Genomic DNA, 24,591 nt, shown 5'->3' with positions numbered 1-24,591 from the left:
TAGGACCAACAATAGCACTGGCGATAACGGCAGGTAATAAAACAATAGGTTTTCTAAGGACGTTAGGGATTTGTAGCATACTGGTGCCAAGTCCTTGAGATATGACGCCACTGACGCCGTTATCTTTAAAACTGGCCACCGCAAAACCAATCACATATGCGCCGCACAGCCAACGACCGCCGCCCCGCCCGCTAAGCCGCCAAGCCCAATAGCGATACAGATAGCAGCGCTTGAGGTCGGTAGTGTCAATAGAATTCCAACGACGACTGCTATCACGATACCCATTAATAATGGCTGCAATTCAGTTGCGGCTTGAATGCCTTGACCAATTGCATTGACCGCAGCAACGACCGGAGGATTGAGCAGCGCACAGACGATTAGGGCCACCGTACATACTACTAATGGTATCAGCAAAATATCGAGCTTGGTTTTGCCCGCGACCCAAGTACCAGCACGATAAGCAAATACTGAGGTCAAATAAGCACCAATCGGATTACCGGGCACGGCAGCAAAGGTTGCTGGACCGGCTTCTTGCGCGATAAATAAGTTGCCGGCCATCAAAGCTTCAGAATGCGCACCAAGCATGCCTGCAACCAAGCAGCTTAGCATCACTAACGTTGGCGCTTTAAGATAGTAAGCGATACCGACACCGATACCTGCACCCATCAGCACCGAGGCCAGTTTTCCAACCGCAACCAAGGCGGGCAAGTTTAACCAGCCACCGATTTGCGAGATGATAAGACCAGCAATAAGGGTAACAAACAGTCCTAACGCCATGCCAGTGAAAGCATCAATGAAATACTTTTGGAAAAAAGCTCGAATCATACCGACGGGTGCAGTTTCTGAAGGAGTCACAGTCATCATGATGCTCTTATGTTAAGTTTGATAAAAGATGCCAAAAAACATATCAAAAAAAAGGGATAAAAAAAGCGCCACCGTGACGCTTTTTTTATCAATACTGTAGGTCTAACGACGCTGTTCGACAATAATAGAATCTATACCATTATTTTGTAGGCGTTGCTGGGCAGTGGCAACCGCTTGACGGTTATTCATCGGGCGTGAGATAACCTGATAGATAGGCAAACCATTACCCGTGGTATTTTTTACCACTCGAGCGTCCACACCCGCCATCAAGACTTGAGCACGGCGACGGTCTGCTTCATCGGCATCACCAAAGCTGTTGATTTGCAAAATATAAGTAGCAGGTTTGGCCGCTTGAATGCTTGCAGTACCAGCGCTGGGTTTGTTCGCAGCCGCGCCTGTATTCGCGCCTGTATTGTTGGCAGCTGGTGTGCCATCGTAAGTCGCATCTTCTTCAACGATGACAATATCGTCGTCATTATTGCTGGTGGCTGCATTATTAGCATTGTTGCCACGATTCGGCTCAATAGTGGTATTTTCAGAGATGCCAAAGTTACCCGCATCAGTAGCGGGCGTCGTACTTTGAGGCTGATTAACGACTACATCTGGCTCGAAGTCAGTGATTTGACCTGCTTGGCTATCATCGCCTTCCCCAAAGTCTTCATCAGGGATGGTTGCCATCTCTTGATTGGGCAAAATATCATAAAACTCATAATCACCATTATCGGTGTCGGTATCGACTCGTTGCTGCACTTGTCTATCAGGGTCGGTACCGTCTTCGCTGCCCGCAGGACTAAAATTAAACAATGGTGAGAGGTATAAAAACACCCCAATCATGAGCGTCAACACCGCCCCAACAAACATCCATAATAAGCCTGACACACTACTTGTTTTGCGTTTTTCAGTGGCACCTTTTGGTTTTTTGGCTAACATGGATCTCGTTCTCCCTACTGAATATATCTATCGTTGTCGAATTATCATTTTCGAATTGTTAGTGCCAAATAGTCGTCGGCGAATGATGGCTAGCAGCCGTCTCTCTTTATACTACATACTAGACGGCGCAGACAAGCCTAATAAGCTAAGCCCATTACTCAATACCTGCCTAACCGCTTTAGATAAGCGTAGGCGAGCTTGCATCATATCCATCTCATCTTGGCTTGGCGTCTCACCCGAGGTCAAGCTGACGGGCAAGATACGATTGCTATCGTACCAACCATGAAATAACGCCGCCAACTCTTTTAGATAGTTGGTTAAGATATGCGGCTCATAGCCTGTCGCTGCACGTAGCAAGGTTGCCGGATAAGCGCCAAGTAATTTAATCAATTCTTCTTCGCTCGGTGCGGTTAATAACTCTTGCTTTTCAGCGCCAGTAATATCGTCTACTTGCAGACCACTGGTTTCTAGTTTTTCTAACACGCGGCAAACCCGTGCATGCGCATACTGAATATAGAAAACCAAGTTGTCTTTACTTTGCGATTTAGCCAGCTCTAAGTCAAAGTCGACGTGGACTTCAGGCTTACGGGCAACGTAATAGAAGCGCGCGGCATCGTTACCGACTTCATGACGCAGCTCACGTAAGGTGACAAATTTGCCCGAACGTGACGACATTTGCACTTTTTCACTGCCGCGCCATAAGGCGACAAACTGTACTAGCACCACATCAAGACGGTCGGCATCGATACCAAGCGCCGTTAACGCCGCTTTCACCCGTGGGACATAGCCATGATGGTCAGCGCCCCAAACATTAATGACTTTATCAAAACCGCGATCAAATTTATTTTTATGATACGCGATATCAGAGGCAAAATAGGTGCTTTGACCATTGGCACGGCGTACCACACGGTCTTTTTCATCACCAAAATCGGTCGATTTAAACCAAATATTGCCATCTTTTTCGTACAAATAGCCTTTTTCATCTAGGATTTGTAAGACAGGCTCAATCTCGCTATCGATTGATCTTTCGCTAAACCAGCATTCATAGCGGACGCCAAAGTCATTTAAGTCGTCTTTGATATCAGCCAAAATGCTGCTAAGTGCTGCATTTAAAAATAGCTCGTAGCCATCACCAAGCAAGGCTTTACTATTAGCAATCAGTCCGTCGATATGGGCTTCTTTATCGCCCGATAGCAGCACTTTTTCGCCGTCTGCATTTATCTCAAACTGCGCATCTGCTGGTACGTCTTTGGCAATTTCTGCAAAACTGTGCACATAACTATCAGCGTGCTGGGTTTTTAGTGTTTGAGCAATATCACTCACATAATCGCCTTGATAGCCGTTGACTGGGAATGTGACTGGCTCAGCGTTGGCTTCTAGATAGCGCAAATAAGTACTGGTCGCTAAAATATCCATTTGGCGACCGGCGTCATTGACATAATACTCACGCGTGACATCATAACCAATGGCTTCAAGCAAGTTTGCCACGCTCATGCCAAAGGCGGCACCGCGACCATGACCGACGTGCAAGCTAGACGTTGGATTGGCCGAGACAAATTCAACTTGGATTTTTTGACCTTTAAACTGCTTGCTTAAACCAAAGCGTTCTTGCAGCTTAAAGATATCGTCTAACACGGCGAATTTGGCTTCAGTATTTAAAAATACGTTAATAAAGCCAGGACCTGCGATTTCTACTTGACGAATATTTTGGTTTTCAGGCAAGGCATTGACGATTTTTTCAGCAAGCTGGCGCGGATTGGCTTTCGCAGCTTTGGCGGCCGTTAGCGCGACATTGCTCGCAAAATCACCATGACTGGTGTCTTTTGTCCGTGTAATTTGGCTGTTGTTTTGCCAATCAGCCGGTAGTTCGCCGTCATTTTTTAGGGCTTGGATGGCACTATCAAATAGTGAGGCGAGCGTATCAATTTGGGCTTGTGACATAGGACTATAAACTCAGATAAATGAACAAAAAAATTGGTGAAATATAAGATAATACAAAAAAAATAAGTAACCTATAAATATAACAACCTTTAGGCGCTATTGCACTATTTGAACCAAAAATAGCGTTAAAATTACCACTTTTATACTGGATAGGCATAGCTTAGGAGATGATGGCTATTATAGGCTGCAAATACAGGGTTGTTTAGGCTGATTGTAGCGTTACTGTTGCCTGACGTTAGCGAAATATTTATAGCGGCTCTATTCCGCGTTATAATGAAAAACAGTTACCGCCTGCTTTTTCTATACATTATCGTCTCATTTATAAACAATCATAAAAAAAGCCTCAGAGCGTGCGCCACTTTACACTTTCATCTATAGGATAAAACCATGTTTGCTATTGCCGCCAGTACCGTCACCAGTTGGGGTATGTATATTTTATTGCCCATTTTTATTGCCTTTTTATTCTTTATCATTTGGGACTTATCAAAACAATCTGAAGCGGGTCGCGCGGGTACTTTTTGGATGTTTTTAGCTCTTGGTGCAGGCTTTATTGGTTTTATCCTCAAGGTTTTAATAGAAATGGCATTTAAACGCTGGTTTATTTAATCAGTATTTGCCATAGCTTTTTCTCAAAACACTGCTAATTTTTTAAACATCGCATTTAAAAGTAATGACAGCCTTGTGCGAGATTGATGACTCTAATCTTCTGTTTGCAGTCTAATCCCTTCTTTGCAAATAGTTATTTTTTTGCAATAATGGTCGCACGTTTCGGTGCTGGATAGCCTTCGATGGTTTTGCTGGCATCATTAGGGTCTAAAAAATCCGCCAACGAATGATAAGTCATCCATTCAGTTTTGCGCTGCTCAGCGGTAGAAGTCACGGCAACATCGACGCAGCGTACTTCGGTAAATCCTGCTTTTTCTAACCAACCAATGAGTGCATCGACCGATGGCAGAAAATAGACATTATTCATCTGCGCATAGCGGTCGTGCGGCACGAGTACGGTATTGGCATCGCCATCGATAACCAAGGTTTCAAGCACCAGCTCGCCACCTTTAACCAACTGACCTTTTAGCTGTTGCAAATGCTCAAACGGCGATTGACGATGATAGAGCACGCCCATGCTAAATACGGTATCGAATAGCTGACTGTGCTCCGGCAAAGCTTCAAGCGGTACCGGAATATAATGGGTACGATAACGACCTGAAGGATGAGTATCTGCCGCGCCGACAAAATGGCGAATTGCCATAAATTGATGATAAAACAGGCATGACGGATCAATAATAATGACTGTCTCCGCCCCTGCGCCTGCCATCCGCCAACCGTGATAACCCGAGCCACCGCCTACATCCAATACGCGCCGACCTTTTAAATTACCTAAATGCGGCAACACTCGCTGCCATTTCCAATCGCTATGCCATTCAGTATCGATTTTTATAGCGGACTCGTCACTACCAATCCGACCACCAATCTGAAAAGGCCCTTTCCGCCACGGCATTAGCTGCTTTAACAGTGCCATTGTTTGTTTACGCTCAGAGTCGCTAAGATTAACGGCAACCGTCAAGACATCGTTGTCTAAATCGACATTATTGACTGTTATTTCTGGCAATCGTGCTACCGATGCTTGATAAGCGGGTGCGTGAGCGTAATTGGCTTTATCTTTTATGTCATTGAGCCATGTCGGTAACCGCGTCAGCCATTCATAAGCGCTCGGCTGCTGCTGTGCCAGTGCTAGCAAGGTTAAATACAGTTCACGTTCAGCGTGGGTGATGGTGTCATTAAGCATAAAGGGCGGCTACCGTATTGATAAAGCACTGATAAAAACTTCGATTTGGCGAAAAATTTGCGCTGATTAAGTGTTATTTAAACGCCACAATAGAGACAAAGTTTAAAAACTGAAACCACGTCAGATGACGCTCAAAGCCAACTTGCGCTAGACGCGCATGATGCTCATCCAAGGTATCAGTAATCAAAACGTTTTCTAACGCATTACGTTTGCCGCTGATTTCCATCTCGGTATAGCCATTGGCACGTTTAAAGTCGTAATAACGTTCAACCAACCACGCATCGTACTGCTCATCAAAAGCATGGGTTTTTTCGGTTAATACTAAAATCCCACCGTCACTTAATGCTGCATAAATTTTTTCTAACACTGCCACTCTATCGGCGGCGGGCAAAAACTGCAGCGTCAAATTAAGAATGACCATATCGCATGGCTCAAACTCAACATCACGAATATCAGCGGTGATCACTTCAATATTATGCGCTGGATAATTTTCCGTTAATAAAGTACTCGCTTCTGTGGTCATCGCTGGTGAGATATCAATCGCTTTAATCTGTAAATCTTGCGGCTCAAACTCGCCTGCCAACGCCATACTTGCCGCACCCAATGAGCAGCCCAAATCATAGACACGGCTAACACGTTGCCCATTATTGTCCTGTTGGCGGTATTTGCAATGGCGACGGGCAAATATCGGCAACATCGCTAGCACCTGACCATAACCGGGTACACTACGGCGAATCATATCGGGAAAACATGCCACCACTTGTTCATCAAAAGAAAAACGCGCCGCTTTATCGAGTGGCGTGGTAAATAAGGTGTCATGCTTAATGATGTCGTTTTTAACGGTATCATTAGTAACAGTATTATTAACAACAGTAGTTGGCTTGGTTTCGCTCATGGGGTGGCTCGTTTTTTGATGGTGGTTCGTTTTTTGATAATGTAACTTTGATTTTTGATAACAGAACTATAATGAAAAAGTATGGCGCTAATGGTTTCTAAGACATTTTTAGATAGCAAAAGCCCATTATAACATTACTGTTTGTTACTTATCGCGGGCAACTGCCCTGCTAAGCTAAATGTATATTGCTAAATAGCGAATTTTTTAATCAATTGCCTTGAAGATAAGAGCGATTTGCTAAAGACACTATTTAGGGCATATTTTATCGTTAGAATAATAGGAACAATTATGCAAACCATTATATTAGGCGGTGGCTGCTTTTGGTGCACCGAATCGGTATTTTTATCGGTAAAAGGCGTGCAATCTGTCGTTTCAGGTTATATGGGCGGTGATGCCGTTTCTGCCAATTACGAAGCAGTCTGCGGCGGTGATACAGGCCACGTTGAAGTGATTAAAGTGGAATTTGATGAGTCTATTGTACCCTTAGAAGTGGTACTCGATGTGTTTTTTGCTACTCACGATCCCACCACCATGGACCGCCAAGGTAACGATGTCGGCAGCCAATATCGCAGCGTGGTTTTTTATACCGATGAAGCGCAAAAACCAACGGTCGACCGTACGATTAATAAACTACGTGATATGGGTCTTAACGTGGTCACAGAAGTACATCCTGCTGTTGAGTTTTATAAAGCCGAAGAAACCCATCAAGATTTTTTTAATCGCAATCCGGGGCAGGCTTACTGCAACTTTGCCATACCACCAAAACTTGCCAAATTACGTAAAGAGTTTAGTCAGTATATGGTGAGCTAAACGATTACCGTAATTTTTAGACGCTATAAAAGCCAAGGGTTGATACGCTTGGCTTTTTTATTGCGTTTGGCGGTATGATAATGTTAAACCTTTAAGGCATTGATAGGCTAGGAACAATGGTATGAATTCTAAATTTTGGCAACAACGCTGGCAAGAAGGACGCATTGGCTTTCATCAATCTGACGTCAATCCTGAGCTAATCAAACACTTTTCGACATTGGCGCTGCCCATCAGTAGCCGAGTGCTGGTACCTTTATGCGGTAAATCGGTTGATATGATGTGGCTGGCTTACGTAGGCTATGACGTCGTTGGCATTGAGCTGGTCGAATCAGCCGTACAAGCGTTCTTTATTGAGCAAAATATAACCCCTACCATTACTGAGTTTACGAGCGCTGCTGATGGCTCAACTTTAAAGCGCTATCAAGGTCAGCTTGCTGGTCAAACCATTACCTTATGGGTAGCAGATATTTTTGCACTGAGTCCTACAGCTATTGGCGACATCGATGCCGTTTATGATAGAGCGGCATTGATAGCCTTGCCAGCAGACGTGCGCCCTGATTATAGTAAGCAAATATATAAGCTTAGTAATAACGCGCCACAGCTATTAATTACCCTGAACTATGATCAAAGTAAAAAATACGGCCCGCCTTTTTCGATTAGTCAGGAACAATTAAAGCAGTATTATGACGCTAATTATGAAATTATTGAGCTTGAAAGCCAGTCATCAACCCTTAATTCTGCAGCCGAACTATCGGTAACTGAGCATGTTTGGCTATTAAGTAAAAACCAAGATTAATTAGCACAGCAAGTAAGGATAAAGTAATAAAGTAAGCAGCGACCAAATAATAATGGAGAGAGCCGATGAAAGTCTTAGTAAGCCTTGTCAGTTTAAGCGCTTTTTTACTGGTGGCTTTACCCGGTCCGCTTTATAAGTATGGTGTCGTCGACTTAGGTAGCGCATTTACGGGTTTTAAGTTTGGGGTGTTTGCGGGTATCGCCACCCTTATCTTGCTGGTGTTGCAGATCCTATTTAAACGCAAAACAGTGACGCTTGGCAGTACGATAATGGCGCTGCTACTATCTACTATTGCTATTGCAATACCGCTTAGCATGCTGAATAAGGGCAAAAGTGTGCCGCCCATTCATGATATTTCGACCGATTTGGTAAACCCGCCTGAATTTGTAGCCATTGCCCCACTACGTGCTGATGCACCAAACCCAGTTGAGTATGCAGGTGTAGAAGCAGCAACCCAACAGCGCGCCGCCTACCCTGAACTACAAACATTAAATTATCCCCAATCAAAATCTGAACTGGTTGAGGCAACCAAACAAGTCATCGATAATTTAGGTTGGCAGCTGGTAAATATTGATGCTAACCAAGGAATTATCGAAGCGACAGATAAGACGATATGGTTTGGTTTTAAAGATGATGTCATCGTACGTATCACTGATAACGGTAGCAAGCGTTTGGTCGATATCCGCAGTAAATCACGGGTTGGGGGTAGCGATTTGGGTAAAAATGCCGAGCGTATTCATGGCTTTATTGAGGAGTTGGATAAGGTTTTGGGGGAGTAGTTGAGTTTGAGGTTAGGCGCAAAGAATATACCCTACATCGTATTCTTTGCTTTTCTCATTCAGTCAGTTTTTTGACAATATACTTAAGCTCGTGTCTTTGACCTTTATCAGGCAGACAGGTTAAAAGCATCTCAAGAGCATCTTCATTTACTATTTCTATCGGAGGTGTATACGGCAAGTCATAACCAAAAACCTCACTCATCATAGTGAACAAATCTTTGCGGCGTCTACAAGCTTTACGGCTGTTTAAATTTAATATTTTAATGGCTTCATTGCCTCTTTCACTCTCAGATTCTAACTCACCTGCAAGATTCAAATTAATCTCACTCTCACATTCATCCATAAGTGGCGTTAAAGGCAATTCTTGGCTGCCTTTAGCGTTGTCACACTGCTTGGCTGTCCTACAGCTTAATAATAAATTGTCATAATCAAAACATCTATCTGGATAGTCATTACGGCTTTTTAAATGCTCGATAGTAGTTTTTTCTTTACCTAAGCTTTTGCAGCAATAACAGCAAACTCCATGTTGTTCATCATATAACTGCTGTCGCAAGGGGGCTTTAATAACTTCTGGGATTTCGCCCCAATTCTTAGTTTGATACTTTTTAAAACCCTTTTCCGTCTCAAGAGGCATTGACCCCAACTTATCAATCTTTTGCATGGCTAGGCTCATTATTATTGCCACTTGCCAGCTTAGCTTGCGCCAATAACAAACGACACTTCAATAGTTCTAAATGATCAGAGGGTAGTTTTTCTACTAATTCTGCTATTTTGTTTTCTGCCTTTGGATAGTCCTGATTACTAATAGCGCGGCGAATAACCGTAAACTGCTCCTCCACTTTACTATCACGAATATCCACATCAAATATTTTCGTAAGTACCGTATTCGCATCTTCACCATAAACGTTAGGCATTTCTGTTAATTCACTATCATCTAATGAGTATAGTAAAATATCATTGCGGTCACTGATAACATGTGGCGAATGAGTAGTCAGAATAAATTGCAGATTTGGGAAGGTAGCGACCAATTTATCAATCAAATCATGCTGCCACTTTGGATGAAGATGCAAATCCACTTCATCAATCATAACCACGCCTTCACCTTCTAGCGGATTATCAAGACTTGGATTAAGCAGCGCTAAGCGACGGGCAATATCTCCAACTAAAGCTAGTAAAGATTTCTCGCCTTGAGAGAGTTGGTTAACGTCTAATTCTTCACCGTCTTTTTCTACTATCATGGTCGGTATACCTTGACGGCGGATATGAACATTTTCAAAGCTAGTAAAAAATTCAATAGAATCACGAACAGTAGAGAGCGATTTATCATGAAAATCATTATTTAATTGATAGTGAATCTTGTCTCTAATGTCATGAATTAGCTGTAAAGTTATAGAGTCTATTTCATTTTCAGGCAATATTTTTTTGACTTCACTTGTTGAATGTTTGAATTCACTTTTCAATAAACTTAACAAGTCTGAGTCGTCTTTACGGAAACTTCTAGATTGGGCCTTTTTTTCGTTTTCGATATCTTCTCGTTCACGAAACCAAGAAAAAAAACTATCAAAATTGACTGTTTTTTCTAGTGCATCATCATAGGCTGTAAACTGATTATTAATAAAATTCTCACTAACTTCTACTGGTGTAGCTTTGACACCTCTATCGACTGGATAAAAAGCTAAAATAGGTAGACTAGCTTCTTCATTCTTTTTAAATTTATGAATATAGCTTCTGGTTACTTTAGACAACCTATTGACTCTTAACCCATAAGTAGCAGGTCTAAACTTTTTCTCTGTAGTCGCATCAATTTTCCAATCTGCCTGTATATTTTCCTCAACCCATCTTTTGTTTTTTTCAATACAGCTCAAATCTTCAATAAAAATTTTGACTGATGATAGATGTTTATTATTTTTTATATTAGATTGAGTTAGTTCTACGCCATCTGCATTTTCATCACTTAATCTTGCTACAAACCAACTCAACCCTGTAGCCAACGCCTGCAAAACCTGTGACTTGCCAGCACCATTATTGCCTACAATCACAGTTACATTACCTGCCTTCTCAGCCGTCGGTGCAAAGTCTATTTTTAAGTCCTCAAAGCGACCATAGTTTTGTAGATGTAAGCGTTTGACTTTCATTTTTTACCTTATTTTTATAGGTAGCAGATATTGGAAGGTTATATCGATTTCTATGAGAGTTTCTGCTAATTAGTATAGCAACTTAAAACATAAGTAAGGAATGCCATTGTTTTCGGAAACAGCTTTAATTTACTCCAATCCCTCTTCTAACCTCACGCTCACGTCAATTTATAGTAACTGAGTGCTTCGATACCTTTTCTTTACTATTGAGATTGGTTACTCTAAGTCAATATTAGCTTTATTAGCCTTGCTCCACTTCTAAATGATAATTTTGACGTTTATAGGATATTCTCATGCGTTTGACTCCATTCTCCACTTTATCGCTGCTTAGCATCGCGGTTGGCCTCAGTCTTGCCAGCACGGCCCAAGCCGCCAGACCACCAGCGCCAGACTTATCTAATAGCGAGTTTCAACAGTGCTTAGATGGTCTAAAGAACTCTAGCAAATTCCGCGGCGTCGATAGCTTTACCTTTAATAACTATCGCCCAAGCCAACCTGACCCTAGCGTTATTCAGTCGTTAAACTATCAACCCGAATTTCAAAAGGACGTCTGGGATTATCTGTCGTCACTTGTCGATACGGAACGAGTAGAAGATGGTATCCACGCCAAGCGTCAATGGGCAGATACACTGCGCCGCATCGAATCGCGCTATGGCGTCAAAGCCGAGCACGTATTAGGGGTGTGGGGCGTAGAGTCTAACTTTGGTCAGACATTGGGGAAAAAGCCTTTGTTTGAATCTTTAGCGACGCTGTCTTGTTTTGATCGTCGTCAAAGCTATTTCCAAGGCGAATACGCCAATGCGCTAAAAATTGTGCAAAACGGCGATATCGCACCCAGCGATATGACCGGTTCTTGGGCTGGTGCATTTGGGCAAACACAATTTATGCCAAGTACCTTTTTAGAATTGGCCGTCGATTTCGATGGTGATGGTCGTCGCGACTTGGTTAATAGTGTCCCTGACGCGCTTGCCTCTACTGCCAATTTCCTCGATAAACGTGGCTACCGCTCAGGTGAGCCATGGGGTTATGAAGTCAAACTGCCAAGCGGATTTTGGGGTGCATCGAACCGTAAAGATAAAAAATCTATCAGCCATTGGCGCAATCAAGGGCTGACATTGGCGAACGGTAGCCCGCTGCCGTCTGATTTGAATAGTGCCGGTCTATTATTACCTGCAGGTCCTGACGGTCCCGCTTTCTTAGTCGGTAAAAACTTCGATACCTTTTATTCGTATAATGCCTCAGAAAGCTATGCACTGGCGATTGCCCATTTATCCGATCTCATTACGCGCGAGGATAGCAGTAAAACTGACTTTATCACCGCTTGGCCAACTGACGACCCTGGTATTGGTCGCCAAGAATCCAGAGCAATTCAGCAAGCATTATTAAATGCCGGCTACGATATTGGAGAAGTCGACGGTATCATCGGTGATAATACGCGCACTGCGATTCAACAATATCAATCAAGCCATGGAATCTTCCCAGCAGATGGACGCGCAGGACAGAAGTTTTATCGCGCAATTATTGGTAATACCGCTGCTACTGGCAGCTCTCAGTATGGCAACCAATATGGGCAACCAGCAAACAGTCGTCCTTTAAATCCTGCCCCTGCCGACCGTATGGGACAATTGATTCAGCAGCAAACTAGCCCTAAATCCACTTCTAATACTTACTCCGTACAACCATCAACATCAACATCACCATCACCATCAAGCAATACGCGCTATCGCCGTGTGACCAGTCCTGATGGCACAGTGAAACTCGTGCGTGTGGATGAAGGTTCCTAGTTAGATATTAAAATGAACGGTTAAAGCTATGATATTTAATTACTAGCGTTAGCCATCTAACAAAAAAGCCACGCAAATTAGCGTGGCTTTTTTATAAAATACCTTTAAGGCTTTAAGAATAAATGGTCGTTATTAAATAATCTCTATAAACAACTGCTACTAAACAATCGGTGGCGGGGTTGGTTTACCGTTGTCACCATCCCAGTTTTCACGTGCTTTCTCATCTAGATCAGCAGGCGTTTTTGGCTCCCATTTACCATTTTCTTTCCACGTAGCATCGCCCCAATCGGCATCTTCTTCTTTTCTATCCAAATCTTTATAGGCTTGAGTTGGATCAATACCGCGACGCTTCATATCGGCTACTTGCTCTTCCAAGGTATGAAACTGGTTTGCCTCGTGCATCTTCTCTTCCAAGCTGGTTAATTCAGTGTTTAATATATCTTTTTTAGAGTTGCTCATTATTTATTCTCCCTAGTTGTTCAATATTGTTATGTGCTTATCAGCTCCATTATTACGGGTATTGCCTAGCTTCACAACCATTGAGACGTATGCTTTGTATTACAAAACGTAGCCATGGGCGTCTTAAAATTTATTTAGAGCGCAAAATGTAACAGTTAAATCGTTAGAGGCAGCCATCAATCAGGCTTTTATAGATACACCTAGCTGCTTATAAATTGAATAAGATATTTATTAATAATAAGAGTGATACGTGGCGTTAATTCAGAGGCAGCGACGGCTGACTGTCTATTTTTGGCTTTTTATCGGCCAATAGACTTTTTGCATGGTAGGTGAGTTTCCATAGCTCTTGGGTGACCCGCGTGCCATAAGTGGTTAATTGTATCCAGTTCGCCGCTACCAATTGACGCTGCAATTGATTTAAATCATCCTGAGAAATCTGACAGCGCGCCACAGCATGAACGTTTGGCATGTCTTTTTTAATATCTGCCTCAGCTCTCGTAGCGATTAAGCGATTGATAGCGCTCTGCAAACCATAGCTTGAAAAGGTCGCAGGTATTTTCATCAAGGTGACTAATACCTCTTGCCACGACAAAATCATGGGTCTGGTCACATCGGTTAAATTACCACCCTCATAAGCTTGCGCTTTATATTGAACCTCAAAAGTTTCGGTCAGTATGATGGGTTTACTGACACTATCAGCGGTAAGATGATTAATAATAACTGGATGTTCTTGAGCTTGCTTAGGTAGTCTATTGGTCGAAAAGCTAGCAGACATCTCTTCAGTAAGTGCCGATTTATTCGCTTTCATCAGCTCGTCACTGACTCTTACCCAGCCATCTTCTACCCCATGATTGGCGACCATTTTATAGTAGGCTTGAATAAGCAACTGCTCGATATCGTTTTCGTTCTCATAATAATAAATCTTATCGGCTTTTTTGGTCACCATATTGGTGAATTCTTGCAGCTGCCGACTGATATTGACCTCATTATGGTGGCTTTTAACCAATATTAACAAGGGTTTGAGCTTGGCTTTGGCATTGAGGTAGCTCAAATGCATTTGACTAACACCGGTATTTTGCGCCGTACCATAGCTATCACCGATAATCATCAGCGCATAATCACAGGCATCGATACACTGGCGCCCATATAACGACGCTTTCGGTAATTTGCTAGAAACGTCATAAGTTAAAAATGCGCGGGCTTGAAAAAACATCGCCACACTGTCTAAAACCAACAGCTGGTCGTTGTCAGCGCATATGACGTGAATATGATAGCGACGGTTTGGCACAATCACCTCTAAGCTTAGGTAGTGATATAAATAATAGTCATATCAATTGCTAAATAAATTGCTAACGAAATCAGGAGCATCTCAAATATTCTGTTTAGCAAATACTAGCCTAGCACAATATTACTGAGATGCGTTTAGTTTATTACTAATTCCATTAATATATTGCGGGATTATAACAGCTAGCTGATTATTGAGCAGATAAAAAACGCTTCTTAGGATAAACAAAGCCGCTTAAGGCGAAAGGTAATAGTGTATATCAGTCTGCTGGCCTAACAAATGCTGTATTACCACACCTAACTTCTCATCATATTTGGTCGCATAAAAGGTCAATGGTGGCGATAGATTCACCCTTGTTGCCTTATCACTCAACGCTTCATCAGCTGCAACCTCGGCGGGCAACGCCAACAACTGGTTTGTTAACAACAGTTGCTTGACGCGCTCAGCGATTGCTTGCCCTGAGTCGACAATTTGTATCGCTAATTGCTGCTCTGCAATCTCTTGGCGTAAAAACGCTTTAAAAAAGGGATAATGGGTACAGCCTAGTACCAACTGGTCGATACCATCTTGGGTGAATAGGCGTAATTGCTGGCGTAAATCCTGAGCGGTTTTACTATCTTTTGGCATACCTGACTCGACCCAAGGGACCAATTTTGGGTCAAAATACTTGGTTACTTTGGTGGCATGGGGGCTGGCAACGTTAGTGATGACATCGTTAAGTAACGTCCCATTTAAAGTCGCTTTCGTTGCCAATACCGCGACATGACCGGTTTTACTGGCTAAGACCGCAGGTTTTAAAGCAGGTACCAAACCGACAATAGGCAGCTGCGGATAACAGCGTCTGGCGGTCTCTAATGCATAAGCTGAGGCGCTATTACAGGCGATAACGATAAGCTTGCAGCCTTGTTGGTACAGCCATTCTACCGCTGTCAGCGTCAAAGCCTTAATATCTTCACTATCACGATTGCCATACGGCACATGCAAGGTATCGGCATAATAAACATAACGCTCATGCGGTAATTGCTGAGCCAAGTGTAGATAAACCGACAACCCTCCAACCCCCGAATCAAACAAGCCTATTGGCGCGATGCGATCATTTTTAACCGCATTATTTATCACGCTATTATTCGACATAACCTTTTTAATATTCGTATTATGATTAGTAAATATCAGTGAGGCTGTATCAAGGCTCTCATAGCTTGTATTGTTTGGAGCTGCTTTTACGGCAATTTTCATTGCTATCTTACCGCCGTTTTTATATAGATGTTAAATATTATCGGATGCTAAATATGTTTTATGCTTAGCTGAATGGCATTGATAATGCATAGGACTTACCGCCACTTTGCAGCGTTAGTATCGTCTCACCACCACGCTCTGTCAATTCCCCAATTTCCGTTAAATGATAAAAGGCGTTACGCCCAATCAGCGCGTGCAAGTTATTTCGTACCATCATATAAGGACGAACTTGGGTATCGCTTTCTGAGGGTTTATTTTCTTCGTTTTTATCATTATCACAAATACTGCTAGCATCAATATTGCTAGCATCAATATTACTGGCATCGTCTTCAGGTATATAAGCACGCAGACTAATCGTATGCTCATCATCTAAACGCACCACATCGCCCGTGGTGGTAGTAAATTCCAGCCAGCGCTTATCGTCTTCATCAACGATACCGACATCGTTAATCAATAACGGTGCATCTTCTACTTGAATACGCAGCTTTTGTACCGGTGTCTTTAAAAAATACTCAACCTTGCCAGCATTTTCCTCTTTCCATAAGATAGTGGCAAATAAATTGACTAATGACTGCCGGGTCATGTGCACGCCTTCGTGCCACCACTCGCCATTGGCTTTGATAGTCAAATCCATATCCTCTACTTGCTCAGGATGCCATTTTTCAAGAGGCGGTATGGCGCGTCCTTCACGTATGCCGGCTGCCGACTTAAAATACTGGCTAAGCGCATCCATATTTTTAAGCTCGGACGCTATATCATGTGGGGCTTGAGCGTTATTTTCAGCAGCGGTATCGACACTTTTATTGTTATCATTCATCATACAATCCTTTATTTAGTAATCAAAGTTTGGCAAATCTGTTATTACTATAAATTTTAGTTTCGGGTATGATGAAAGCCTATCGTCATTGTACCCCTACTCAGTCATTCTTACCTTAACATTGATGCCCAGAAATGCGTATCGTGTTTGTAGGACTTTTCTTTTATAATGAGTAACGATTTTTTATTTCAAATGGTTCAGTGGGTGTTGTATTAATGACACATTTTACGTTGTAGGTTGATATTTTTTATATCGGATATTTTTAATCTTAACGTCGTCAATTGATGCCGCAAAGACAGTTTTTATCGGGCAGCCATATGTCTGAGTAACGTTAGCGCCGCAAGCCTTATTATTCAATTGTTAAGCTAATGATGCCCTGAGATAAGCCACTACAAGTTTAGGAGTAGGTATGCAAGAGCAAGACAATCAAACGCCAGTCGTTGATAGTGACATCGTAAATAGCGATACCGTAAATACTGATACACCAGTAGCAGAAACGGCAACTGTAGAAGCTAAAGAAGTCGCCATGACTGAAGAAGCCGCTGAAGTTGAAGCGACAGCAGCTGCTGCTTCTGTGGTAGACGCTCCTGTGTTAAAAGAAACACCTGAGCCTGTCGTAGAACCAGTCGTCGCAGAGCCTGAAATCGAACGTGAGTCGATGGAATTTGACGTTATTGTCGTCGGTGGTGGACCTGCAGGTTTGTCTGCCGCCATTCGTCTACGTCAGCTCGCTATCGAAGCTGGTAACGATGAGTTTATGGTTTGTGTGGTCGAAAAAGGCTCAGAATTTGGTGCGCATACCTTATCTGGCGCGGTCATCGAGCCACGTGCTTTAAACGAGCTGATACCAGACTGGAAAGAAAAAGGCGCACCATTAAATGTGCCAGCCACTGAAGATCGCTTCTACTACTTGAATTCAGCCACTCGTTCAACCAAGGTTCCTGACCCTCTTATTCCAGCCCCAATGCACAACAATGGCAACTATATTGTTTCATTAGGCAATGTGGTTCGTTGGTTAGCCGTACAGGCTGAAGAGCTTGAAGTCATGATGTTCCCAGGTTTCCCTGCTGCTGACATTTTATACAACGATGACGGTTCTGTACGTGGTATCTTGACTGGCGATATGGGTGTGGCTGCCAGTGGCGAAGCCAAGGCCAGCTTTGAGCCTGGTTACGAGCTGCTTGCCAAGTACACTATCTTCGCTGAAGGTAGCCGCGGTCATTTGGGCAAACGCTTAATCAGTCGTTTCGGTCTTGATAAAGACTCTGACCCTCAGCATTACGGTATTGGTCTAAAAGAGCTGTGGGAAGTTGCACCTGAGAAACACGAGCAAGGTGTGGTCATGCATGGTCTTGGTTGGCCATTGACCGAAACAGGTTCTACTGGTGGTTGGTGGTTATACTTTGATGAGAACAACCAAGTAAGCTTTGGTCTTGTCGCTGATTTGTCTTACCACAACCCATATATGTCGCCATTCGATGAGATGCAGCGCTTAAAAACCCACCCTGTCATCAAAAACGTACTAGAAGGCGGTAAGCGCATCTCTTACGGCGCACGTGCGTTGACCAAAGGCGGCTTAAACTCATTACCAAAATTCACCTTCCCAGGTGGCGTGTTGGTCGGTGATGATGCTGGATTCTTGAACCCTGCCAAGATTAAAGGCACGCATACTTCTATGAAGTCAGGCATGCTAGCTGCTGAGGCAATTTTCGAAGCATTACAAGCTGGTCGTGAGCATGACGAAGTAGTGGCTTATACCACTATGTATAAAGAGTCATGGCTGTACCAAGACAACTACGAGTCGCGTAACTTCTCGCCTGCGATACATCGCATGGGTCTGTTTATGGGCGGCGCGTTTACCTTTATCGAGCACAACTTGTTGAAAGGTAAAATGCCATTTACCCTACACGACAATCTTCCTGACTACGATCAGCTAGAACGTGCGGCTCATGCCTACCAGCCAACCTATCCTAAGCCAGATGGCAAATTGATATTTGATAAATTATCGTCAGTATTTGTCTCTAATACCAACCACGCTGAAGATCAGCCAACGCATTTAAAACTGACTGATTCAACAGTGCCTATCTCTATTAACTTACCCCTATATGCTGAGCCTGCGCGCCTGTACTGCCCAGCGGGTGTTTATGAAGTGGTAAAAGATGCCGAAGGCGCTAAGTTTGTGATTAATGCGCAAAACTGCGTCCATTGTAAAACCTGTGACATTAAAGATCCGTCGCAGAACATTACTTGGGTGACGCCAGAAGGCGGCGGCGGTCCTAACTATCCAAACATGTAAACCATGCTTGAGATAAATATAGCTTAATAAAAAAACCGCTCTTAATGATAAGGGCGGTTTTTTAATGTTTATAACTTTAATGGCTCAATTTCTTGATTTACTAGGGCGTGTCCTCATTTTAAAAATGGTGATAAAAATGAGATAAATTGTAGCCAAACAAGGAAAATAGTGCAGTTAATATCGGGATATTACCAAGCTATTTGACGAAGTTTGGCAAAATTTAGCCATTTTTAGACCGTTTAGATGTCCATCGATTGAATTGAGGACACGCCCTAAGAAAGGCTAATCAGTCCACGCATCACGATTGGCTTCATCTTTTAATTTCACAAAGTCATCGGGATTAAACTTGATTTGATCGCCCGTTTTACCTTCTTTAATTTGTCTTTCATAATCGCGCAATATGCGCAGCGCTACGGGTGACAAGATTAAAATCGCTATTAAGTTAACGAGTGCCATGAGACCCATCGATAAGTCAGCGAAGTTCCAAATCGCAGGTAAGCTCGCAATTGCGCCGACAAATACCATGCCCAAAACCATAAAGCGGAAAATCATGATCATGACCTTGGCATTTTTCTCACCAGAGATAAATTCAAGATTAGACTCACCATAACTGTAGTTGGCGATGATAGAGGTAAATGAGAAAAAGAAAATAGCAATCGCGACGAAAATCACGCCCATATCGCCCACATACTGCGACAATGCTAGCTGGGTTAACTGAATACCTTCTTGCTCGACACTCGGGTCGACGACGCCAGAGAGAATAATAATAGCAGCGGTTGCGGTACAGATAACCAGCGTATCCATAAACACACCCAGCATTTGCATAAAACCTTGCACCGCTGGATGATCAGGATGGCTTTTTGCCGTTGCTGCCGCATTAGGCGCTGAGCCCATACCGGCTTCGTTAGAAAATAGACCGCGCTTGATACCGTTAATCATTGCTTGCGCAATACCATAACCAATCACACCGCCCGCTGCCTGCTCAAAGCCAAAGGCCGATTTTACAATCAAGGCAATCGCCGCTGGGAATTCGCTAAAATTGGTAACAATAATATAAAGCGCCAATAAGATATAAAGAATCGCCATAACCGGCACGATTTTACCCGCGATACGCGCAACCGAACGCAAACCACCAAATACCACTGGCGCAACCAGTAGCACCAATACCAAACCTGTCATCCATGTTGGAATACCAAAGGCTTCATTGGTCGCTTGTGCAATGGTATTTGACTGCACGCCGTTGAATGCCAAACCAAAAGCAACCAACAAACAAAGCGAGAAAAATATTGCAAGCCAGCGTTTACCCAAACCTTTTTCGATATAGTAAGCCGGTCCACCGCGGTAAACATTGTCATTGTGCGGCACTTTATAGGCTTGCGCTAAGGTTGACTCGATAAAACTGGTCGACATCCCCACGATCGCCGTCATCCACATCCAAAACACCGCCCCCGGTCCACCAAGATAGATAGCAATGGCTACCCCTGCCAAGTTACCCGTACCGACGCGCGCCGCCAGTGAGGTCATCAGCGCCTCAAACGAGCTGATACCACCATCTTTACGGCCTTGATTTGACACCCGTAATAATTGCCACATATGACCGAAGTGACGAAATTGAATAAAACGCGTAGCAACGGTAAAATAAAGACCGGCACCAATCAAGACAAACATTAGCAAGCCATACCAAGGATTGCTGGCGATTAACCAATCATTATTACCCCAAATAATACTAACACCGTAATTAACGATGCTATTAAACCAACCTGCTATGCCTTCATTCATAAGAACTCCTCACTTACGCTGTATAAATTTTGCTTATTTTTATCTAAAAATTCATTTAATCGATTAAAATAGCCAATAACCTTGCTAAAAATGCCTGCTACCAAGATACCGTGTGCATTCTATAGAGATTAAGACGCATTCCACTATCAAATTTGGTTATCATGCTAAGAAGTTTATTTACGAAATAAATGTTACTTACCCTTGAACTGCTATAGAATGGGTAAAGTAACAAATTAGAAGCATTTATTAGACAGTTATCGTACGATTTTAGTAAAATCAATCGTTGATACCAGTTATAAGAGCTTAATTTCTTGATAACATTGACCGCTTTGTGGTTATTTAGCAAAATTGAGATATTATTTGAAATTGAGTTTTCAATCACGATGTTTCTTAATAGCAATAAACTGGAGTTTATAGACAACGGCGTTCGGTTGATATTGACTTATTGGCATGAATAGCTAGCGTATTAAAAACTTTAAGACTCTTGTCAGGAAGACGGGATCGTAAAAGACAGCGGATTGTTCCACCCCATTGTATTTCCTCGATAAATCCCCTTTTTCTGCAAGATATACTTAAAAGCCGTAATCACCACCCTCGTTAACTTTTTATTTTAAAAAACACTCTGTTCATACGCTCTATTTCAACAATCTTTACCTGAACTTTTTTTATAGACTCGACTATTAAATACCTCATTTTGATAGCAGCAATTTTTAAATAACAGGTTGTTAGATGAGTATTTTTTAAAACGTTATGAATGGTGCACTTTTAAGTATTTTTATCATTTTGATGGTATGAGGCAGCAAATAGCTATTTCTTGTCGTTTATTGACTAACAAATAGCCAACGCCTCTTTCATGGGTAAGTATTTTTTTCAGCCAAGTACTTGAGTCCGATTGCATAAGCCACCTATATCGCAGTTTTATAGGGCTAATAGCGCGTGAAGCGCCACGCAATCAGCACTTGTTAGGCTCAAATCAATAATTATGTTTTTAAGCTAGACAAAAGGAGTTGTCCTATGGAGAACCACAACGATTCATCAGGTTATTGGCGTGCCAATCTCCGTCTCATTAAAGTTAGCCTTGTCATTTGGGCCTTAGTCTCTTATGGTTTTGGCATCTTACTACGTCCATTATTGTCAGGTATTAGAGTAGGCGGTACCGATATAAGCTTCTGGTTTGCACAACAAGGGGCTCTTATCGTATTTATCGCTTTAATCTTCTTCTATGCATGGCGCATGAATAAACTCGATAAACAATATGGTGTAGACGAGGAATAGTCCTATGAGTCAATTTACGATTAATATTATTTTTGTAGGTCTGTCCTTCGCTTTATACTTCGGTATTGCTTGGTGGGCACGTGCAGGTTCGACCAGTGAGTTTTATGTTGCTGGCGGCGGTGTACATCCGGTTATGAATGGTATGGCAACCGCCGCTGACTGGATGAGTGCGGCGTCATTTATCTCGATGGCAGGTATTATTGCAACCGGCGGCTATGCGGCATCAACGTATTTGATGGGCTGGACAGGCGGTTATGTACTACTGGCCATGCTCCTAGCACCTTACTTACGTAAATTTGGTAAGTTCACGGTTCCTGATTTTATTGGGGACCGTTTTTATTCTAAGACTGCGGCCATGATTGCCGTTGTTTGTTTGATTATTGCTTCAACCACTTATGTTATCGGTCAGATGACCGGTGCTGGTGTGGCATTCTCACGCTTCTTAGAAGTTGATAACACCACCGGTCTGATTATTGCGGCGGTTGTGGTTTTCTTCTACGCCGTACTTGGTGGTATGAAAGGGATTACCTACACGCAGGTTGCGCAGTATGTGGTTCTAATGATTGCGTATACCATTCCTGCCGTCTTTATCTCACTTGAACTGACGGGTAACCCGATTCCAGGTCTTGGTTTGTTCTCAAACCATGTTGAAGCAGGCATTCCTATTTTAACCAAGCTTGACCAAATCGTCGTCGACTTAGGCTTTACGGCTTATACCGCTGATGTGCCGAACAAGCTAAACATGGTGCTATTTACCTTATCATTGATGATTGGTACAGCGGGTCTACCGCACGTTATCATTCGCTTCTTCACGGTTCCTAAAGTTGCTGACGCGCGTTGGACAGCTGGTTGGACGTTAGTTTTCATCTCGCTACTCTATTTTACTGCTCCGGCAGTAGGTGCGATGGCGCGTTTAAACCTAATCGATACCATTTATCCACAAGGTGTTGATGCCCCTGCGATCGAATATGATCAACGTCCAGATTGGATGAAAACATGGGAAGATACCGGTCTTATTAAATATAACGATCTAAATAACGATGGTCGTATTCAGTTATATAGCGATAGCGGACTTGGTGCAGCAGAGCTAGCATTGGCTGCGGCTACCGCTGACGGTGGTGATGTTGCTGCCGCGACTACGACGGTTGAAGAAGCAAAAGCTGAGCATGCTTTAGAGCGTGATGGTGTGTTTGTTGATAGAGGCTGGGCAGGTAACGAGCTTGACGTCAACGCTGATATCTTGGTATTGGCTAACCCAGAAATCGCACAGCTACCAGGTTGGGTTATCGGTCTTATCGCCGCCGGTGGTTTGGCAGCAGCGCTTTCAACGGCAGCTGGTCTACTACTCGCAATCTCATCTGCGATCAGTCATGACTTAATCAAGCGTAACCTGAATCCAAACATTACTGATGCAGGCGAGCTAAAAGTCGCGCGTATCACGATGGCTATCGCGATTGTGGTTGCGACATGGCTCGGTATTAACCCCCCAGGATTTGCTGCACAGGTCGTTGCATTAGCCTTTGGTATTGCAGGTGCTTCACTGTTCCCTGCATTGATGATGGGTATTTTCTCGAAGCGAATTAATAACTTGGGCGCCATCGCTGGTATGCTCACAGGTTTGATTAGTATCTTGGTTTATATCTTCGTCTTCAAAGGCTGGTTCTTTATCACTGGTACGGCAAACTTTCCTGATACGGAAGAGTATTGGTTACTTGGTATCTCACCACTATCGTTTGGTGCGATTGGTGCATTACTTAACTTCATCGTCGCATTTGCCGTTTCTTATGCGACTGCACCACCACCAGCCCATATCCAAGAGTTGGTTGAAAGCGTACGTTCGCCACGCGGCGCTGGCGGCGCAATCGATCACTAAGCTTCGATATAAGCTAAAAAATGATGTGCAAATGATAAGTACTTTTTTACGATAATATATCACTCACAGGCAGCAGCTGCTTGTGAGTGATTTTTTTATCCATCGCTCTTAAAAGTAAAAATAATGAGAAACATGATCATAAGTGACATAATAAATGCACTTAACATACTTGTAATCGTAGGTTTGTTTTTAATAATTGGTATTAAATGCGCTAATGGCGTTAAGGAAAAGTCTTATGCTTTTTGAGTTTATCGCGACCATAGCCGCTGGGTTTGGTTTGGCTGGGATAGCATTGGTTATCACTCACCTGAGTAAACTTGCCGGTAAAAAAGCGCCAAGATGGCTTATTCCATTATTTGGTGCCATCGGTATCTTTGGCTTTCAAATAAGCCAAGAGTATAGCTGGTTCGGTCAGCAGGTCGCACAGCTTCCAGAAGGTGTCCATGTGGTCAAAAAAGTTGAAGAAGGCACGTGGTTTCGTCCTTGGTCATATGTTAAACCACAGACATTACGCTTTATCGCCGCTGATAGCGGACACGCTCGCGCCAACGCCGATGCGCCAAATATTTACTTGGTGAATTTATATTTATTTGAAAGACGTAGAAGTGTGCAGCAAGTACCTCAAGTGATTGACTGTGCCGCCCCTGCCCGTGCAGATTATGTGCTACAACAAAAAGGCAGTAAGCTCAGTATTGATGAGCATGTAAAACAGACCACCAAGTGGCGAGCTTTAGAAAAGAGCGACCCACTATATATCAATGTTTGTATCAATAAAAAATAACTCACTTATTGGGTTTTACAAACTTATTTATAAATATCTCTGTACTTGATTGAACAGGCTGTCTTAATAT

Annotated in this window: 22 protein-coding genes; 9 read left to right on the top strand and 13 right to left on the bottom strand. The window is 43.0% G+C overall.

Features of this window, described 5'->3' with window-relative positions:
- From JMX94_RS13415 to argS, 4 genes are all read right to left on the bottom strand, one after another.
- The coding region (locus JMX94_RS13415) for a PTS sugar transporter subunit IIC (RefSeq protein ID WP_265088954.1) at window positions 1-139 on the bottom strand (139 nt) is incomplete at its 3' end.
- Between the two features lie 11 nt (window positions 140-150).
- Entirely contained in the window at window positions 151-864 is a 714-nt protein-coding gene (locus JMX94_RS09865; RefSeq protein WP_265088953.1) for a PTS sugar transporter subunit IIC, read from the bottom strand.
- 102 nt (window positions 865-966) lie between these two features.
- Window positions 967-1,794, bottom strand: a complete 828-nt coding sequence (locus JMX94_RS09860) for an SPOR domain-containing protein (RefSeq protein ID WP_201565183.1) — start codon at window positions 1,792-1,794, stop codon at window positions 967-969.
- A gap of 111 nt (window positions 1,795-1,905) precedes the next feature.
- Window positions 1,906-3,735: an arginine--tRNA ligase gene (gene argS, locus JMX94_RS09855; RefSeq protein ID WP_201565182.1), complete on the bottom strand. Its 1,830-nt coding sequence runs from the start codon at window positions 3,733-3,735 to the stop codon at window positions 1,906-1,908.
- A gap of 387 nt (window positions 3,736-4,122) precedes the next feature.
- Here argS and JMX94_RS09850 point away from each other — a divergent pair, with 387 nt between their 5' ends.
- On the top strand, window positions 4,123-4,341 hold the full coding sequence (locus JMX94_RS09850; RefSeq protein WP_201565181.1) for a DUF2788 domain-containing protein: 219 nt from the start codon (window positions 4,123-4,125) through the stop codon (window positions 4,339-4,341).
- 133 nt (window positions 4,342-4,474) lie between these two features.
- Here the strand turns inward: JMX94_RS09850 and cmoB are convergent, their stop codons facing one another.
- Together cmoB and cmoA are read right to left on the bottom strand one after the other, a co-directional pair.
- Window positions 4,475-5,521, bottom strand: a complete 1,047-nt coding sequence (gene cmoB / locus JMX94_RS09845; protein ID WP_201565180.1) for a tRNA 5-methoxyuridine(34)/uridine 5-oxyacetic acid(34) synthase CmoB — start codon at window positions 5,519-5,521, stop codon at window positions 4,475-4,477.
- Between the two features lie 73 nt (window positions 5,522-5,594).
- The gene (cmoA, locus tag JMX94_RS09840; RefSeq protein WP_374220414.1) at window positions 5,595-6,416 is read right to left on the bottom strand and encodes a carboxy-S-adenosyl-L-methionine synthase CmoA; all 822 of its coding nucleotides are present in this window, start codon (window positions 6,414-6,416) and stop codon (window positions 5,595-5,597) included.
- A gap of 288 nt (window positions 6,417-6,704) precedes the next feature.
- Here cmoA and msrA point away from each other — a divergent pair, with 288 nt between their 5' ends.
- The 3 genes from msrA to JMX94_RS09825 all read left to right on the top strand — a co-directional run bounded on the left by msrA (window position 6,705) and on the right by JMX94_RS09825 (window position 8,801).
- Complete coding sequence (gene msrA, locus JMX94_RS09835; protein WP_183621279.1) at window positions 6,705-7,226, top strand: peptide-methionine (S)-S-oxide reductase MsrA; 522 nt, start codon at window positions 6,705-6,707, stop codon at window positions 7,224-7,226.
- Between the two features lie 121 nt (window positions 7,227-7,347).
- Window positions 7,348-8,022 (top strand): thiopurine S-methyltransferase, encoded by a 675-nt coding sequence (gene tmpT / locus JMX94_RS09830; protein WP_201565179.1) that lies wholly within the window; start codon window positions 7,348-7,350, stop codon window positions 8,020-8,022.
- 65 nt (window positions 8,023-8,087) lie between these two features.
- Window positions 8,088-8,801 (top strand): DUF1499 domain-containing protein, encoded by a 714-nt coding sequence (locus JMX94_RS09825; protein ID WP_201565178.1) that lies wholly within the window; start codon window positions 8,088-8,090, stop codon window positions 8,799-8,801.
- 55 nt (window positions 8,802-8,856) lie between these two features.
- Here JMX94_RS09825 and JMX94_RS09820 read toward each other — a convergent pair whose 3' ends face one another.
- Window positions 8,857-9,462 (bottom strand): retron system putative HNH endonuclease, encoded by a 606-nt coding sequence (locus tag JMX94_RS09820; RefSeq protein ID WP_201565177.1) that lies wholly within the window; start codon window positions 9,460-9,462, stop codon window positions 8,857-8,859.
- On the bottom strand, window positions 9,449-10,936 hold the full coding sequence (locus tag JMX94_RS09815; RefSeq protein ID WP_201565176.1) for an AAA family ATPase: 1,488 nt from the start codon (window positions 10,934-10,936) through the stop codon (window positions 9,449-9,451). The genes JMX94_RS09820 and JMX94_RS09815 overlap by 14 nt, the downstream gene beginning before the upstream one ends.
- 293 nt (window positions 10,937-11,229) lie before the next feature.
- On the opposite strand from JMX94_RS09815, the gene JMX94_RS09810 reads away from it, so the two are divergent.
- On the top strand, window positions 11,230-12,720 hold the full coding sequence (locus JMX94_RS09810; protein WP_201565175.1) for a lytic murein transglycosylase: 1,491 nt from the start codon (window positions 11,230-11,232) through the stop codon (window positions 12,718-12,720).
- Window positions 12,721-12,879: 159 nt separating this feature from the next.
- Here the strand turns inward: JMX94_RS09810 and JMX94_RS09805 are convergent, their stop codons facing one another.
- From JMX94_RS09805 to JMX94_RS09790, 4 genes are all read right to left on the bottom strand, one after another.
- A complete protein-coding gene (locus tag JMX94_RS09805; protein ID WP_201565174.1) occupies window positions 12,880-13,179 on the bottom strand; it encodes a hypothetical protein in 300 nt (99 codons plus the stop codon).
- A gap of 256 nt (window positions 13,180-13,435) precedes the next feature.
- Entirely contained in the window at window positions 13,436-14,467 is a 1,032-nt protein-coding gene (locus JMX94_RS09800) for a DUF4062 domain-containing protein (RefSeq protein ID WP_227673595.1), read from the bottom strand.
- Between the two features lie 231 nt (window positions 14,468-14,698).
- Window positions 14,699-15,598, bottom strand: a complete 900-nt coding sequence (gene murI, locus JMX94_RS09795) for a glutamate racemase (RefSeq protein WP_201565172.1) — start codon at window positions 15,596-15,598, stop codon at window positions 14,699-14,701.
- Between the two features lie 166 nt (window positions 15,599-15,764).
- Window positions 15,765-16,517 carry a DUF1285 domain-containing protein gene (locus JMX94_RS09790; protein ID WP_201565186.1) on the bottom strand — a complete coding sequence of 251 codons (753 nt, stop codon included), beginning with the start codon at window positions 16,515-16,517 and terminating at the stop codon, window positions 15,765-15,767.
- Between the two features lie 409 nt (window positions 16,518-16,926).
- Between JMX94_RS09790 and JMX94_RS09785 the strand changes: the two genes are divergently transcribed.
- Complete coding sequence (locus JMX94_RS09785) at window positions 16,927-18,813, top strand: electron transfer flavoprotein-ubiquinone oxidoreductase (protein WP_374220413.1); 1,887 nt, start codon at window positions 16,927-16,929, stop codon at window positions 18,811-18,813.
- A gap of 282 nt (window positions 18,814-19,095) precedes the next feature.
- On the opposite strand, the gene JMX94_RS09780 is transcribed toward JMX94_RS09785, so the two are convergent.
- Window positions 19,096-20,592: a sodium:alanine symporter family protein gene (locus JMX94_RS09780; protein WP_201565171.1), complete on the bottom strand. Its 1,497-nt coding sequence runs from the start codon at window positions 20,590-20,592 to the stop codon at window positions 19,096-19,098.
- A gap of 1,014 nt (window positions 20,593-21,606) precedes the next feature.
- Between JMX94_RS09780 and JMX94_RS09775 the strand changes: the two genes are divergently transcribed.
- The 3 genes from JMX94_RS09775 to JMX94_RS09765 all read left to right on the top strand — a co-directional run bounded on the left by JMX94_RS09775 (window position 21,607) and on the right by JMX94_RS09765 (window position 24,521).
- Window positions 21,607-21,867 carry a DUF4212 domain-containing protein gene (locus tag JMX94_RS09775; RefSeq protein WP_201565170.1) on the top strand — a complete coding sequence of 87 codons (261 nt, stop codon included), beginning with the start codon at window positions 21,607-21,609 and terminating at the stop codon, window positions 21,865-21,867.
- A gap of 4 nt (window positions 21,868-21,871) precedes the next feature.
- Window positions 21,872-23,740 carry a sodium:solute symporter family protein gene (locus JMX94_RS09770; RefSeq protein WP_201565169.1) on the top strand — a complete coding sequence of 623 codons (1,869 nt, stop codon included), beginning with the start codon at window positions 21,872-21,874 and terminating at the stop codon, window positions 23,738-23,740.
- Between the two features lie 235 nt (window positions 23,741-23,975).
- Window positions 23,976-24,521, top strand: a complete 546-nt coding sequence (locus JMX94_RS09765; RefSeq protein WP_201565168.1) for a hypothetical protein — start codon at window positions 23,976-23,978, stop codon at window positions 24,519-24,521.
- Window positions 24,522-24,591: the final 70 nt, after the last annotated feature.

This window comes from Psychrobacter sp. CMS30 (assembly GCF_904846565.1).
Classification (GTDB): domain Bacteria; phylum Pseudomonadota; class Gammaproteobacteria; order Pseudomonadales; family Moraxellaceae; genus Psychrobacter; species Psychrobacter maritimus.
This window is presented reverse-complemented; position numbering and strand designations above follow the sequence as displayed.

Coding starts and splice junctions, on each gene's coding strand:
- JMX94_RS09865 (WP_265088953.1), bottom strand. CDS start 864: ATGATGACTGTGACTCCTTCAGAAACTGCACCCGTCGGTATGATTCGA.
- JMX94_RS09860 (WP_201565183.1), bottom strand. CDS start 1,794: ATGTTAGCCAAAAAACCAAAAGGTGCCACTGAAAAACGCAAAACAAGT.
- argS (WP_201565182.1), bottom strand. CDS start 3,735: ATGTCACAAGCCCAAATTGATACGCTCGCCTCACTATTTGATAGTGCC.
- JMX94_RS09850 (WP_201565181.1), top strand. CDS start 4,123: ATGTTTGCTATTGCCGCCAGTACCGTCACCAGTTGGGGTATGTATATT.
- cmoB (WP_201565180.1), bottom strand. CDS start 5,521: ATGCTTAATGACACCATCACCCACGCTGAACGTGAACTGTATTTAACC.
- cmoA (WP_374220414.1), bottom strand. CDS start 6,416: ATGAGCGAAACCAAGCCAACTACTGTTGTTAATAATACTGTTACTAAT.
- msrA (WP_183621279.1), top strand. CDS start 6,705: ATGCAAACCATTATATTAGGCGGTGGCTGCTTTTGGTGCACCGAATCG.
- tmpT (WP_201565179.1), top strand. CDS start 7,348: ATGAATTCTAAATTTTGGCAACAACGCTGGCAAGAAGGACGCATTGGC.
- JMX94_RS09825 (WP_201565178.1), top strand. CDS start 8,088: ATGAAAGTCTTAGTAAGCCTTGTCAGTTTAAGCGCTTTTTTACTGGTG.
- JMX94_RS09820 (WP_201565177.1), bottom strand. CDS start 9,462: ATGCAAAAGATTGATAAGTTGGGGTCAATGCCTCTTGAGACGGAAAAG.
- JMX94_RS09815 (WP_201565176.1), bottom strand. CDS start 10,936: ATGAAAGTCAAACGCTTACATCTACAAAACTATGGTCGCTTTGAGGAC.
- JMX94_RS09810 (WP_201565175.1), top strand. CDS start 11,230: ATGCGTTTGACTCCATTCTCCACTTTATCGCTGCTTAGCATCGCGGTT.
- JMX94_RS09805 (WP_201565174.1), bottom strand. CDS start 13,179: ATGAGCAACTCTAAAAAAGATATATTAAACACTGAATTAACCAGCTTG.
- murI (WP_201565172.1), bottom strand. CDS start 15,598: ATGTCGAATAATAGCGTGATAAATAATGCGGTTAAAAATGATCGCATC.
- JMX94_RS09790 (WP_201565186.1), bottom strand. CDS start 16,517: ATGAATGATAACAATAAAAGTGTCGATACCGCTGCTGAAAATAACGCT.
- JMX94_RS09785 (WP_374220413.1), top strand. CDS start 16,927: ATGCAAGAGCAAGACAATCAAACGCCAGTCGTTGATAGTGACATCGTA.
- JMX94_RS09780 (WP_201565171.1), bottom strand. CDS start 20,592: ATGAATGAAGGCATAGCAGGTTGGTTTAATAGCATCGTTAATTACGGT.
- JMX94_RS09775 (WP_201565170.1), top strand. CDS start 21,607: ATGGAGAACCACAACGATTCATCAGGTTATTGGCGTGCCAATCTCCGT.
- JMX94_RS09770 (WP_201565169.1), top strand. CDS start 21,872: ATGAGTCAATTTACGATTAATATTATTTTTGTAGGTCTGTCCTTCGCT.
- JMX94_RS09765 (WP_201565168.1), top strand. CDS start 23,976: ATGCTTTTTGAGTTTATCGCGACCATAGCCGCTGGGTTTGGTTTGGCT.